This window comes from Nocardia citri, from assembly GCF_054065835.1.
The window spans coordinates 23,266-35,716 of record NZ_JBSUQM010000011.1 but is presented as its reverse complement, the minus strand read 5'-3'; the positions used below and the strand labels follow the sequence as shown (position 1 = coordinate 35,716).

The 12,451-nt window shown below is 65.9% G+C and carries 13 protein-coding genes; 10 read left to right on the top strand and 3 right to left on the bottom strand.

The features are described from left to right. Positions 1-42: 42 nt before the first annotated feature. On the top strand, positions 43-1,365 hold the full coding sequence (locus ACW2Q0_RS17325) for a dihydrolipoamide acetyltransferase family protein (RefSeq protein WP_457191555.1): 1,323 nt from the start codon (positions 43-45) through the stop codon (positions 1,363-1,365). On the opposite strand, the gene ACW2Q0_RS17320 is transcribed toward ACW2Q0_RS17325, so the two are convergent. Further along, positions 1,366-2,049 (bottom strand): DUF899 domain-containing protein, encoded by a 684-nt coding sequence (locus ACW2Q0_RS17320; protein WP_457191286.1) that lies wholly within the window; start codon positions 2,047-2,049, stop codon positions 1,366-1,368. Between the two features lie 200 nt (positions 2,050-2,249). On the opposite strand from ACW2Q0_RS17320, the gene ACW2Q0_RS17315 reads away from it, so the two are divergent. Further along, positions 2,250-2,612, top strand: coding sequence for a hypothetical protein (locus tag ACW2Q0_RS17315; protein WP_457191284.1), 363 nt, complete (start codon positions 2,250-2,252; stop codon positions 2,610-2,612). Positions 2,613-2,688: 76 nt separating this feature from the next. After that, positions 2,689-3,399, top strand: coding sequence for an HNH endonuclease family protein (locus ACW2Q0_RS17310; protein ID WP_457191282.1), 711 nt, complete (start codon positions 2,689-2,691; stop codon positions 3,397-3,399). A 14-nt stretch (positions 3,400-3,413) separates the two neighbouring features. Here the strand turns inward: ACW2Q0_RS17310 and ACW2Q0_RS17305 are convergent, their stop codons facing one another. Both ACW2Q0_RS17305 and ACW2Q0_RS17300 read right to left on the bottom strand, forming a co-directional pair. Then, positions 3,414-4,220, bottom strand: coding sequence for a sulfurtransferase (locus ACW2Q0_RS17305; RefSeq protein ID WP_457191553.1), 807 nt, complete (start codon positions 4,218-4,220; stop codon positions 3,414-3,416). A 255-nt stretch (positions 4,221-4,475) separates the two neighbouring features. After that, positions 4,476-4,943 carry a MarR family winged helix-turn-helix transcriptional regulator gene (locus ACW2Q0_RS17300; RefSeq protein WP_457191280.1) on the bottom strand — a complete coding sequence of 156 codons (468 nt, stop codon included), beginning with the start codon at positions 4,941-4,943 and terminating at the stop codon, positions 4,476-4,478. A gap of 107 nt (positions 4,944-5,050) precedes the next feature. Here ACW2Q0_RS17300 and ACW2Q0_RS17295 point away from each other — a divergent pair, with 107 nt between their 5' ends. The 7 genes from ACW2Q0_RS17295 to ACW2Q0_RS17265 all read left to right on the top strand — a co-directional run bounded on the left by ACW2Q0_RS17295 (position 5,051) and on the right by ACW2Q0_RS17265 (position 12,449). Continuing rightward, positions 5,051-5,527 carry an SPW repeat protein gene (locus ACW2Q0_RS17295; protein WP_457191278.1) on the top strand — a complete coding sequence of 159 codons (477 nt, stop codon included), beginning with the start codon at positions 5,051-5,053 and terminating at the stop codon, positions 5,525-5,527. Between the two features lie 330 nt (positions 5,528-5,857). Beyond that, positions 5,858-6,292: an RICIN domain-containing protein gene (locus ACW2Q0_RS17290; RefSeq protein WP_457191276.1), complete on the top strand. Its 435-nt coding sequence runs from the start codon at positions 5,858-5,860 to the stop codon at positions 6,290-6,292. Positions 6,293-6,520: 228 nt separating this feature from the next. After that, entirely contained in the window at positions 6,521-7,732 is a 1,212-nt protein-coding gene (locus ACW2Q0_RS17285; protein ID WP_457191274.1) for a benzoate/H(+) symporter BenE family transporter, read from the top strand. A 121-nt stretch (positions 7,733-7,853) separates the two neighbouring features. After that, on the top strand, positions 7,854-10,664 hold the full coding sequence (locus ACW2Q0_RS17280) for a DEAD/DEAH box helicase (RefSeq protein WP_457191272.1): 2,811 nt from the start codon (positions 7,854-7,856) through the stop codon (positions 10,662-10,664). Further along, a complete protein-coding gene (locus ACW2Q0_RS17275) occupies positions 10,661-11,428 on the top strand; it encodes an SWIM zinc finger family protein (RefSeq protein ID WP_457191270.1) in 768 nt (255 codons plus the stop codon). Before ACW2Q0_RS17280 ends, ACW2Q0_RS17275 begins: the two co-directional genes overlap by 4 nt. Continuing rightward, positions 11,428-11,691 (top strand): hypothetical protein, encoded by a 264-nt coding sequence (locus tag ACW2Q0_RS17270; RefSeq protein WP_457191268.1) that lies wholly within the window; start codon positions 11,428-11,430, stop codon positions 11,689-11,691. Before ACW2Q0_RS17275 ends, ACW2Q0_RS17270 begins: the two co-directional genes overlap by 1 nt. Beyond that, complete coding sequence (locus ACW2Q0_RS17265; RefSeq protein WP_457191266.1) at positions 11,688-12,449, top strand: helical backbone metal receptor; 762 nt, start codon at positions 11,688-11,690, stop codon at positions 12,447-12,449. The genes ACW2Q0_RS17270 and ACW2Q0_RS17265 overlap by 4 nt, the downstream gene beginning before the upstream one ends. Positions 12,450-12,451 lie beyond the last annotated feature (2 nt).

Below are 12,451 nucleotides of genomic sequence, written 5' to 3'. Positions count from 1 at the left end.
GCCCCAGTGGAAGATCGTGCCCCCGAGGAAGATCAGGGCAATATGTTGGAATTCCGCCTACCCGATCTCGGCGAGGGACTGACCGACGCGGAGTTGGTGTCGTGGTCGGTGGGTGTCGGTGACACGGTGCAGCTGAATCAGACGATCGCCGACGTGGAGACGGCCAAGGCGGTGGTGTCGCTGCCGTCGCCGTTTTCGGGGACGGTGGTCGAACTACTCGCGCAGCCCGGCGAGACGATCGCGGTGGGTGCGCCGCTGATCCGGGTGCGCAATGATCTGGCGGTCGCGTCCGCGCAGGAAACTGCGAACGGGCGGACTTCGGTTCTGGTCGGATACGGGCCCGAGGGGGAGACGGTGTCGCGGCGGCGCCGACCGGCGTCGACGGAATCGACCGCACCGCAGGCGAGTTCGACCGCCGAACCGGTCGCGACGGGTCTGGGGCGGGCCGCGGCGACTCCGGGGGCGCGCAAACTAGCCAAGGAACTCGGCATCGACCTCTGGTACGTCGCGGGTTCGGGCCCCGATGGCGCCGTGACGGTGGAGGACGTGCGCGGCGCGGTTCCGGTATCGCAGCCGCGGGCCGCGGTGACGAACACCGACGGCCCGCCCGCGCCACCGACGCCATCGGGCACCGATTCGGATGCGGGCACCCCTCGCCCCGCATCTCGCGAGGAACGCACGCCGATCAGCGGAATCCGCAAACGCACCGCGGCCGCCATGCTGGCGAGCGCGCGCGCCATCCCACAGGCCAGCACCTTCGTCACCATCGACTTCACCGCATCGATGGAACTGCTCGACCATCTGCGCACCACCAAATCCTTCGAGGGGCTGGTACTGACACCGCTGGCCCTGGTCGCCAAATCCGCACTCGCCGCCCTCGCCGAATATCCCGGTGTCAACGCATGCTGGGACGAGGCCAAGCAGGAGATCATCACCAAGCACTATGTGAATCTCGGCATCGCGGTCGCCACCGAACGCGGTCTGCTGGTGCCCAATCTCAAGGAAGCCCAGACCTCGAGCCTGCGCGACCTGTGCCGCGAAATCGCCTGGCTCGCCGAGACCGCGCGTTCGGGTGGTGCCACCCCGACCGATCTGCGCGGTGGCACCTTCACCATCACCAATGTCGGCGTCTTCGGTGTCGACGCCGGTGTTCCGCTGGTCAATCCGGGCGAGGCCGCGATCCTGTGCCTCGGCTCGATTCGCAAGCGCCCGTGGGTATTCCGTGACGAACTCGCCGTCCGGTGGGTCACCACCCTCGGCATCAGTTTCGACCACCGGATGATCGACGGTGAACTGGCATCGCGCTTCCTCGCGACCGTCGCCGGATTGCTCGAGGATCCGCTCACGCTATTGAGCCGGATGTAATCACGCCTCTGGGGCGCCGTAGTGTGCGGCGATGTCCTTCGAGTCGCTCCAACGGCTGTAGGTGGGCGATTGTGGCCAACCCTCGGGCGAGTCCTGCCATTGCTCCTGCCGCCCGTACGGCAGCGCGTCGATCAGCGCGAAGCTGTGACTGAGCTGCTCGGTGCCGCGGCCGTTGGTGTGCCAGGTGCGATAGACCGTATCGCCGTCGCGCAGGAATACGTTGACCGCGAATCCGCCGCCGGGCGGCGCGCCCACATCGGTGCCGAATGGACTGTTCGCCGTGGAATACCAGGCCATTTTGTTGCCGACTCGCCGCTTGTACGCGAGTGCCTCGCCGATCGGCCCCTGGGTGACGATGATGAACCGGGCATCGTAGTTGTCCAGGAACTCCAACCGGGTGAATTGCGAAGTGAACCCGGTACAACCACCGCACTGCCATGTCTGGCCCGGGAACCACATGTGGTGGTAGACGATCAGCTGTGACTTGCCGTCGAAGATATCCGCCAGCCGGACCGGTCCCTGCTCGCCTTCGAGGGCGTACTCGGGCATTTCAACCATCGGCAGGCGCCGCCGCTGCGCGGCGATCGCATCGAGTTCTCGGGTCGCCGCCTTCTCCCGGATACGCAACTCGTCGAGTTGGCGCTGCCAGGTATCGGAGTCGACAACGGGTGGCAGGGTATTCATCGGAGTCCTCCCTGATCATATTGCGTTTGCAGATATAGACGCGGCCCGGCCGACGAACTCATCGGTCGCCGGATAACTCCGGCGAACTCGCCGAGATGGAGCCGTTACTACCCTTGGCACCATTTTCGGAACATACTGGTATATCCGCTGGTCATCGCATGAGAACCGCAGTGGGCATCAACGGAAGCGGAGGGCAAAGCATGACGATTCTGCTCCAGGTACTCGAGCAGAGCTTCACGCCGACCACGCCATGGGAACGGCGCAAATTCACCTTTGTCAATGCCGACAAGATCGTCGGCATGCGACTGGACGGACAGTCCGGCGTCTGGCTGGACCTGTCCCGCCCGGGCGAATCGCAGCGCCTGGCCCGAACCTTGGACCCACGTGAAGCGGTCACGTTCCTGCTCAACACCTTCGCGAAGATCGCCGAGTGCGAGGAGCGCGGGGGTTCCTGGCTGATCGGGCACGATGGCGCGCATCCGGAGTCCATTTCGGCAACCAGATTCCCGCCGCGGGCGAGCGAAGTCGCCGATGACGAACTGCTGGCTCGCGCCTGGCTGTGAGTCCTGACCGGCTCCATTTCCGAGGCGTTTCAGCTGGTTTGTCCGAGTGTCGGTGCACACGGGTACATCTGGGGCCGTGCGTGCCGACATCCGACGATGGTTGCCTGCCCTGCTCGGGGCGGCGCTGTTGGCGCTGCCCGGATGCATCGATCCGGGCGGCGAATCGGTCGCACCCGCACCGGGCACGCCCACCCGGGTTCAGCTCGAACGATTGCTCGCCTCGGTGCGGGTCGTCGCCGTGCGGGGACATCCCGGCGGCTATGAGCGCGGTTGTCGGGAAGGACAGCGGTGCGTATTCGGGCCGTCATGGACCGATGACTACGCCGGTCCCGGCGGACACGACGGCTGCGATACCCGCAATAACGTGCTCAGTGCGCAGCTGACCGGGGTGCGCTTGCGACCCGGTACCCACGGCTGTGTGGTCATCGCGGGCACTCTCGACGATCCGTACACCGGTGACCGGATCACCTTCGGCAAGGCCGATGCGGGCGATGTCCAGATCGACCACGTCTATCCGCTGGCCGCGGCCTGGGATATGGGTGCGGCGCACTGGCCGCTGGAACGGCGGGTGCGTTTCGCCAACGATATCGATGTGAATCTGCTGGCCACCACGGCGAATGCCAACCAGGCCAAGGGGGATGGCACACCGTCGCAATGGCTGCCGCCCGCGCGTGCGAACCATTGCTTCTATGCGGACAAATACCTGACTGTGGCGGCCCGATACGACCTACCGGTGACCGCAGCGGACAATGCCGTGCTGAGCGACATTGCCCGCTTGTGTCCGTAGCGACCGGAATTCGGTTATGCCCCGGTGGCGACCGGGCGTTTCGGGTCGTTCGACCATTGCGACCACGAGCCCGGGTACAGGGCGGCCTCGATACCTACGGCGGCGAGCGCGGCGACCTGGTGGGCCGCGGTCACTCCGGAGCCGCAGTAGACCGCGACCGACTCGGACTCGAATGCGGCGAACCGATCTCGCAAGGCGTCCATGCTGCGGAATCGGCCGTCGGCGTCGAGGTTTTCCGTGGTCGGTGCGCTGATCGCGCCCGGAATGTGGCCTGCCTGCGGATCGACCGGCTCCACCTCGCCGCGGTAGCGCTCGCCCGCGCGGGCGTCGAGCAGGACGCCGGGCCATTGGGCGGCCGCATCGGCATCGATGACGGGCAGCTGACCCGGATTCACCTCGATATCACCGAGTTCGGGATCGGCCTCCTCGCCGGTCCTGATCGCACCGCCCGAACTGGTCCACGCGGGCAGACCGCCGTCGAGAATTCGCACATCCGCGATGCCGGCCCAGCGCAATAGCCACCAGGCCCTTGCCGCCGCCATCGCGCCGGTCGCGTCGTAGACGACCACCGGATCGCCGGCCTGCAGACCCCAGCTGCGCGCGCATTTTTCCAGCTGCGCGGGATCGGGCAGTGGATGCCGCCCGCGTGCCGGGGACGGCGGTGCGGCCAATTCGGTCTCCAGATCGACGAAGACCGCGCCGGGGATGTGCCCGTTCAGATAATGCTGTGGACCGTCTGGATCACCGAGTGCCCAACGCACATCGAGTAGATGAACCCGCTTGTTCGCCAATACTTCCCGAAGTTCATCCGCCGAGATCAGTACCGCGCTCAACAACGCTGTGTTCCGCCTCTCCGAGTATTCAGGCCATTGTGGTGAGAGCCGCCATGCCTGGGTGCAGGGTCTATGTCATGTGCCACATCGGTATTGGGTGTGCCAGGTGAGTTACCAGTGTGCTCGCTGAAAGCGTCGCCGCTGGTCATAGTGCCGACAGTACCGTGTTTTCGGTGGCCAAATTGCCATGTAGTCGTCAAGAATTCGGCCAAGGTGAATGTGGGGCTCGACGGCGCGCCGAGACTATGACCGAACCGGACAGGCCTCATCCGAGGGCGGCATCGCGGTGGGGTCGACGAGCGCGTCGACGAACGGGGCCAGTCGCCGAAGTTCTTCCAGATGGGTCGCGCTGAGCTGTGCGAGAACTTCCCGACCCAGCTCGGTCAGCGCGAGGCGCACGACGCGACGGTCCTTGCCCTGCCCCCGATTGCGAACGACGAGACCGAGTTGCTCGGCGCGATCGATCAGTTGCACCACGCTGTGGTGCCGGGTGCACAGATACTCGGCGATTTCTCCGATGCTGGGGCCAGCTGGATGGGAATGGCCTCGAATCGCCAGCAGCAGTTGATGCTGCGTGGCGGTGAGTCCCACATCGGCTGCCCGCTGCTCGCTCCATCGCAGGAACCGGCGGAGCCCGGCCCGGAACGCCAGCAGTCTCGAATACTCCGCGTCACTGAGGTGATCAGCCGCCATCATGGACTGATGTATCATATCGTGATATTATCATAGAATGACGCATAGGCCGGGCGGTTAGGGCTGTGGTCGTCTCCGCTCGGCAGTCTCTATTCACAAACTGCCTTTGAAGGGTGGTGCAGGACATGACCAGTGAGGCCATGAGCATGAGCCGGCATCCCGACATCATGGAGTTGCGGGCCAAGCATGAGAAATATGAGCTCGCCTCGGAAGCGCCGGCCGCCCAAGCGGTCGCCGGCCTGATGTTCCTGACCGGGCTCTATATCGCGATCTCCCCCTGGGTTGTCGGATTCAACTGGCGCCCGACATTGACAGGGAACAACCTCATCGTCGGAATCGCCCTGGCGATACTGGCCCTCGGATTCGCTTCGGTGTACGGCCGCACACACGGCATCGTCTGGGCTGCTCCAGTGATCGGTGTATGGACGATCATCGCTCCCTGGGTCGTGAGCGGCAATGTCGACACCGCATCGACGATCTGGAGCAACGTAGTCGCCGGCGGGGTCGCACTCCTTCTCGGTCTGGGCTCGATGTTCTTCGGGATGAGCCGAACCGGCCTACTGCCAGGCCGGGTGCCGTCCGTGGGAGCGGGACAAAGCTAGGATCGTCCGGATGAGCCTAAGACTCCCACGGTGCGGCGACGACAGCGTTCGCTTGTGGGGGCAGGCAGCCGAGGTACGGCGCAGGCCGGGGTTTTGCGCGCGCTGACCAAGCATCGGGATTTTGCCCGAACTCATAGTCGGCGCGCTCAATGCTGCCCACTCCGCGGGAACACGCCGTCCGCAGAGGCACAACACGCCGCTGTACCGCTGAAGACCACAGACCCCAGTTCAGCCACCTGAACCTCGGATTGTGCCGGGTCGACTCACCGGCCAACACGACTGTGTCGGCGGATGAGTGTTGCGGTGGCGCGCATGGTGAGGACGAGAATCATGACTGAATTGAGCGAGGGCGTGTATCGCGTCGTCAACGTCGGCACCGGTCACGTGCTGGCACTCGACAGCACCGACCAGGTCACCGTGGTGGGAGAGCCGGGCGTCGAAGACGGCTGGCAGCACTGGCTGCTATCGAGCGCGCCAGAAATCGGCGAAGGAATCTGGTTCATCGCCAACGGCCTCACCGGTGCCCGCCTCGGACTCGGCGAGGTCCAGGCGAGCGAAGGAGCACACGTCGAGTGCGGTGGAACCCCGATGGGATGGCAGATCAGGACCGACGAAACACACCCCGACCGTCACCGGATCGCTGCCTGGCCGGCAAGCGAACTCGTCCTCGCCCTCCCCGGCCACGACATCGGCAGCGAGCGGCCCGGGTTGAAGCGATACGCGCAAACCAGCGATACCCAGCAGTGGCGGTTCCAGCGCACATAACACCGGTCCCTGGATGAATTAACCCGGCGACTGATGGGCAACGGTGGTGGCGCAACTTATCCGTCGAACCTCGAAACACGCACGATGGCAGTTTTCGCATAGACGGCGGTGAACACATCTGGTCGGTCGGCGTCCCCTGGGAAGTTCTTAGCCGGATGCGCGGAATTCAGTCCAGTTTCCAGCGACTGGCTGTGACAACTGGACTGATGACCGGGGAGTATTCCAGAAATGTCCAGGCTTTCCCCGGCGCTCGCCGACGCTCCCGCACCGGTCCATCGTGAGGCGCGGCTCGCACAGCCGATCGGGGCCGGTGTTGTTACCGCGCTGGTCGGATTCACCAGCTCCTTCGCGGTGGTCCTGAGCGGGTTCACGGCGCTCGGGGCCACCTCGGCACAGGCGGCGTCGGGACTGCTCGTGCTCTGCCTCACCCAGGCCGTCGGGATGATGCTGCTGAGTTATCGGTACCGAATGCCGATCACGCTAGCCTGGTCGACCCCGGGCGCGGCACTGCTCGCCGGCACCGGTGCGGTCGCCGGTGGCTGGGCCGCGGCCGTCGGGGCGTTCGCGGTTACCGGAGTGCTGATCGTGATCACCGGACTGTGGCAGCGGCTCGGCAATCTGGTAGCCGTGATTCCGGTGCAGATCGCGCAGGCCATGCTCGCCGGTGTACTGCTGCCGCTGTGTCTGGCACCGGTGAAGGCCGTGCAGGCCAGTCCGGCGGTGGTAGTGCCGGTGATCGTGGTGTGGCTGGTGCTGCAGCGATTCGCCACGCGCTGGGCCGTGATCGCGGCCTTCGCGACCGCGGCGATCGGGGCGGGCATCAGTATCGCGGTGCAGCACAAGCAACTCGACCTCGCGGCGATGCGACCCTCGCTCGAACTGACCGTGCCGCACTGGAGCTGGCAGGCGATGATCGGTATCGCCATTCCGCTCTACATCGTCACCATGGCTTCCCAGAACATTCCAGGCACCGCCGTGATGAAGTCCTTCGATTACCAAATCCCTTGGCGCGCTTCGATGTCCATCACCGGTATCGGCACCGTGCTCGGCGCGCCCGCGGGCGGGCACGCGATCAATCTGGCTGCGATCAGTGCCGCGCTCTCGGCCGCCCCCGCCGCGCATCCGGACCCGAAACGCCGTTGGATCGCGGCCTTCACCACGGGTGCCTGTTATCTGATTCTCGCCCTCGGCTCGGCGGCGCTGGTCACCCTGATCGCCACCGCACCCAAGGGCACGCTGGAAACCGTCGCGGGCCTTGCCCTGCTGGCCACCCTCGCGGCCACCCTCGCCGGTGCCCTGAAATCCGAACACCACCGCGAGGCGGGCGTCGTCACGTTCCTGATCGCCGCCTCCGGTGTCGGGTTCTTCGGCATCGGTGCGGCCTTCTCGGCACTGGTCGTTGGTCTGGTCGTGCGCAAGGTCCTCGCGCGCCACGAGTAGTGGTCGGTCGCCATCGTTACGTTGCGCCGTATGAAAAGCAATCGGCACGTTCTCTGTCGCCCGTCCCAGGCCCGATGGGATGGCCGCAACCACTGTCGGACCCGCCTGATTGGATGGGGTGATGCTGCACGGTCTGTGGTCGCCGGGATCGGGCTTGCTGCTCTGGCAGCAGGCCCCGGTCGTCGCGCTACCCGAACCGCTGGGTGGAGTGCTTGCGGCGTCGAAGTTCCGGCATCGGGCACTGGTGCTGGTCAGCGGGTCGCAGGAGAAAACCGAGCAGGTCAGGGCGCATGCGATGGTGCCCGCGGCGGCCGCGGTCGCGCTGCGCCAACGGTTGCCGGTCGATGCGGTTTCGGGCGATCTGCGGTTTCTCGCGCATGTGGCGCACGGAGTCGAGCGGTGGGTGCGGGCCGGGCGGGTCGCGCCCGAACTGCGCCGCGGCGACGGGCAGTGGTGGGTGCGGTGGCGGCTGGTCGGCGGCGAGCGGCAGCGTGCCTGGCTCGCGGAATTGGCGGTGGCCATGCCGCCCGCACTGCGCGTCGCGGGGAAGCCGGGGCTGTTGCTCGAGGATATGGTCGCCGAACTCGCCGATCCGATCGTCCGGGAGCTACTGGATCCACCACCGTCGGCGCATCCGCTGGTGGCCGCACTGACCGATGACAGCGCCCTGGATGGCGGCAGCCATCAGCTGGCCGAGGTGCTGGAACGCTGGCGGGCGAGTCTGACCGGGGACGAGCCCGAATTGGTGCTTCGGCTGCTGGAGCCCGAAGGGGATATCGCGCTGGGCGAGGCCGATACCGATGTCGACGATGTGGTGGCGCTATGGCGCCTGCAGGTCTGTCTGCGCGCCGATGGTGAAGCACCGAATCCGGTTCCGCTGCTGGGCGATCCGGTACTGGTCCGCACTGCGATCGAGAAGTTGGGGGAGGCGACGCGGGCCTATCCGCGACTGCGCGACCTGCCGAACGATCCGCAGTCGATGGATCTGCTGTTGCCGACCGAGGTGGTCGCGGACTTGGTCGAACACGGCGCCCATGCGCTGCAGGCGGCAGGGGTGCGGCTGCTGCTGCCGCGGGCCTGGAATATCAGCGCCCCCAGCATGCGGCTACGTGTGGACAGCGCCGTACCCGCCGCCGAGAGCACCGTCGGCATGCGGGGACTCGTCTCCTACCGTTGGGAACTCGCGCTCGGCGATACCGTGCTGACCAAGGCCGAAATGGCAAGGCTGGTCCGCTCGAAATCGGATCTGGTGCAGCTGCGCGGAGAATGGGTGCACGCCGACCACAAGGTGCTGGCCGCCGCCGCCCGCTACGTCGCCGCCCATCTCGACGATTCGGAAATCACCTTCGCCGATCTGGTCGGCGAACTGGTCACCGGCCATGTCGAGAAGGTGCCGATCACCGAGGTCAGCGCAACCGGTTGGGCCGCGGACCTTTTGGACCGGACTCGCGAGCCGGTACCGGTGACTGCGCCGGTCGGGTTGAAGGCGCAGTTGCGGCCGTATCAGGAGCGTGGTTTGGCCTGGCTCGCAACCATGAGCCGCTATGGCGTCGGCGCAATCCTGGCGGATGACATGGGTTTGGGTAAGACCGTGCAGGTGTTGGCCTTGCTCGTGCACGAGCGCGAGGGGACCGACGGTGCTGGACCGACGCTGCTCGTGTGCCCGATGTCGGTTGTCGGCAACTGGCAGCGCGAGGCGCGGCGATTCGCCCCTGATCTGCGGGTATCAGTGCATCACGGTGTCGCCCGCAAGTCCGGCACGGAATTGGACGAAGCTGTTGCGGATGCCGACCTGGTGATCACCACGTACTCGCTGTTGGCCAGGGACGCAGCCGAATTGGCGCGGCAACAGTGGGATCGGGTGGTGCTCGACGAGGCGCAGCACATCAAGAACGCGGGGACCAGACAGGCGAAGGCGGCGCGCGCACTGCCCGCCCGGCATCGCTTGGCGCTCACCGGAACTCCGGTGGAGAACCGTCTCGAGGAATTGCGCTCGATTCTCGACTTCACAATGCCGAAAGTGCTCGGGAGCGCACAGACGTTCCGTGCCCGGTTCGCCGTGCCGATCGAGCGCGATCGGGACGAGAACGCCATCAGCCGGCTGCGCACCGTCACGCAGCCGTTCGTGTTGCGCCGAGTGAAAACCGATCCCGCCGTCATCAGCGATCTGCCGGAGAAACTGGAGATGACGGTGCGCGCCAATCTGACCGTCGAACAGGCGGCGCTGTACCAGGCGGTCGTCGACGACATGATGACCAAGCTGAAGGACGCGAAGGGTATGGCGCGTAAGGGTGCCGTGCTCGGCGCGCTGACCCGGCTCAAACAGGTCTGCAACCATCCCGCGCATTTCCTCGGCGACGGCTCCGGGGTGCTGCACCGCGGCGGTCACCGCTCCGGCAAGCTCGCCCTGGTGGAGGATGTGCTCGAGGCGGTGCTGGCGGACGGTGAGAAGGCATTGCTGTTCACCCAGTTCCGCGAATTCGGCGATCTCATCGCGCCCTATCTGACCGAGCGCTTCGGTGCGGCGATCCCATTCCTGCACGGTGGTGTGCCGAAGAAGCGGCGCGACAGCATGGTCGAGCGCTTCCAGGAACCATACGGTCCACCGCTGATGTTGCTGTCGCTCAAGGCCGGTGGCACCGGCTTGAACCTCACCGCCGCCAACCATGTCGTGCACCTGGATCGTTGGTGGAATCCCGCCGTCGAGAACCAGGCCACCGATCGTGCCTTCCGGATCGGTCAGCAGCGTAATGTGCAGGTGCGCAAACTGATCTGCGTCGACACCATCGAGGAGAAGATCGACGAAATGATCAGCGGTAAACGCCAACTCGCCGATCTGGCCGTCGGCGCGGGCGAGACCTGGATCACCGAATTGAGCACGGACGAACTGCACCGGCTTTTCGCCCTCGGCGCGGAGGCGGTCGGCGATTGAGTCCGTTCGACGATTACAGCAAGTACGGTAAGCGTCGCCCGGTGCGCGGCGGGGTCGAAGCACGCAGCCGCCGTGGCGGATTCGGCCGCACCTGGTGGGGTAAGGCGCTGATCGAGGCGGTCGAACGGATGGCCGAACCGGGGCGACTCGCTCGCGGGCGCACCTACGCCAGGGCCGGACAGGTCGTGAGCTATCGGATCGAACCCGGTGCGGTCACCGCGGAAGTGCAAGGGAGCCAGCCGCGCCCGTTCACCTCGGTTTTCGCCATCCGGCCGCTGCGCGACGAGGAACTCGGATTGCTGATCGAGACCATCCGGACCACGCCGGGTGTTTTGGCCGAAATCGCCTCCGGCGCATTGCCGACGAGCCTCGGTGAGCATCTGCTCCCGACAACGGCAGCGGATCTCGACTTCTCCTGTACCTGCCCGGATCCCGGCTGGCCGTGCAAACATGTGGCCGCGGTCTGTTATCTGCTCGCCGAACGTCTCGATGAGCGTCCTCGCGAAATCCTCACCCTGCGCGGCCTCGACCTGGACACCCTCATTATCGGTATCGAACGGGATACGACCCCAGCCGTCTGCGACGATCCCTACGGGGACCGCATCCAACTGCCCGACCTGCCGAAGCTCGAATTCCGCCCCGCCATCGATGACTTGGATTCGACCCTGCTGCGCCGCGCCCTGCGCATGATCGCCGAGGACGAACCGATGGCCGCGGCCGGTCTGCGCGATATCCGCGCACTCTACGAAGCCTTGGATCGCTAGTGGTGTGCGGCCGGTCCGGGTACCAGCGCAGTCGCGAAACACAATGTGGCAAGGCCTGGGCGCCGGATGACCCGATCGTCGCCGCGGCCGAGGAGCGCGTCGACGGGACCCGGCTCGGTATGCTGCGCACACTGCTCATGGACTGTGGATGCGCCGAGCAGACGGTGCAGATCCGCTGTCTGCCGCTTCTCGGCGCGGGCGATACGCTCCTGTCCGTGCCGCTCGAACAGTTGCGTGTCCTGTGCCGTCGGGCTCTGGCATGACCGACGATCTGGGTGCGGCCGTGCCCATCGACCGCCCGGTACGTCGGGTGGTGTCGCTGGTGCCGTCGCTGACCGAGGCCGTCGCCGTGAGTAGCCCCGAAGTCCTTGTCGCGGTGACGGATTGGTGCACCCATCCGGCCGACCTGGATGTCGAGCGGGTTCGTGGCACCAAGAATCCGAATGTCCGCCGAATCATCGAGCTCGCACCGGATCTGGTGCTGTGCAATCAGGAAGAGAATCGCCGCATCGATGTGCAGCGCCTGCGCGATGCGGGAATCCCGGTGTGGGTCACCAGAATCGAAACCTTGGACGAGGGCTTTGCCTCACTGCGCCGTCTTTTTACCGAAGCGCTCGACGCTGCCGTGCCGAACTGGCTCATCGAGGCCGAAGTATCCTGGTCCGCACCATCTCCGGCACCACGGCGCAATACGGTCATACCGATCTGGCGCAATCCCTGGATGGTGGTCGGCCACGACACCTTCACCGGCGATCTGGCAGCGCGCCTCGGCCTGCGGCTCGTGCACACCGACCGTGCCGAGCGCTATCCGCACGTTTCCGAGGACGAGCTGACTCGCGATGTCGAACTCGTCCTGCTCCCTGACGAACCCTACGTATTCACCAGATCCGATGGCCCCGAGGCCTTCCCAGGTCTTCCGGTCGCCCTGGTCGAAGGCCGTATCCTCACCTGGTACGGCCCATCCCTTGCCACCGCCCGCGACACCCTGACCCGCCAAATCGCCGAAGCCTTCGTCACCTGATA

Coding starts and splice junctions, on each gene's coding strand:
- ACW2Q0_RS17325 (WP_457191555.1), top strand. CDS start 43: ATGTTGGAATTCCGCCTACCCGATCTCGGCGAGGGACTGACCGACGCG.
- ACW2Q0_RS17320 (WP_457191286.1), bottom strand. CDS start 2,049: ATGAATACCCTGCCACCCGTTGTCGACTCCGATACCTGGCAGCGCCAA.
- ACW2Q0_RS17315 (WP_457191284.1), top strand. CDS start 2,250: ATGACGATTCTGCTCCAGGTACTCGAGCAGAGCTTCACGCCGACCACG.
- ACW2Q0_RS17300 (WP_457191280.1), bottom strand. CDS start 4,943: ATGATACATCAGTCCATGATGGCGGCTGATCACCTCAGTGACGCGGAG.
- ACW2Q0_RS17295 (WP_457191278.1), top strand. CDS start 5,051: ATGACCAGTGAGGCCATGAGCATGAGCCGGCATCCCGACATCATGGAG.
- ACW2Q0_RS17290 (WP_457191276.1), top strand. CDS start 5,858: ATGACTGAATTGAGCGAGGGCGTGTATCGCGTCGTCAACGTCGGCACC.
- ACW2Q0_RS17285 (WP_457191274.1), top strand. CDS start 6,521: ATGTCCAGGCTTTCCCCGGCGCTCGCCGACGCTCCCGCACCGGTCCAT.
- ACW2Q0_RS17280 (WP_457191272.1), top strand. CDS start 7,854: ATGCTGCACGGTCTGTGGTCGCCGGGATCGGGCTTGCTGCTCTGGCAG.
- ACW2Q0_RS17265 (WP_457191266.1), top strand. CDS start 11,688: ATGACCGACGATCTGGGTGCGGCCGTGCCCATCGACCGCCCGGTACGT.